Below are 442 nucleotides of genomic sequence, written 5' to 3' on the forward strand. Positions count from 1 at the left end.
AATCGCGCGCCATCACTGGCGGCGGCATCTGTTGTCTTCCATTTGCGGATGAACCGATACTTCCGGTCGATGGAGACGTGGGGTTTGTAGCCAAAGAATGGGATAGCGAGATCACTCGACGGCATGGTTCCATCGTCCTGCCGCTTCGCTTTCGTGAACTTCAGCGTCCAGCGCGCATGGCGATCCTTGTGCGACAGCTTTGACGGCTTGTCCTGCCAGTCTTCGGGAATACGGCCTGCCCGGAGRTCGGCTTTCTCGGYRTTSGTATTGCGCTGCTTTGGAGCGGCTACCAATGTTGCATCCAGGATCTGGCCCGACATCGGCAGATAGCCGGCGTGCCGCAGGGTCGCGTCAAAACGGTTGAACAGACCCTCGATCGCTCCCACCTGCGTCAGGCGCTCACGGAACAGCCAGAGTGTTTTGGCATCAGGAACACGATCTG

The 442-nt window shown here is 58.7% G+C and carries 1 pseudogene; it reads right to left on the reverse strand.

Going from position 1 to position 442, the window contains the following annotated elements:
• Nucleotides 1–442: pseudogene (locus tag KP705_RS17795) on the reverse strand (IS5/IS1182 family transposase); the annotation flags it as partial.

Origin of the sequence: Gluconobacter sp. P1D12_c (assembly GCF_018812105.1) — a bacterium.
GTDB classification, from domain to species: Bacteria; Pseudomonadota; Alphaproteobacteria; order Acetobacterales; family Acetobacteraceae; genus Gluconobacter; species Gluconobacter oxydans_A.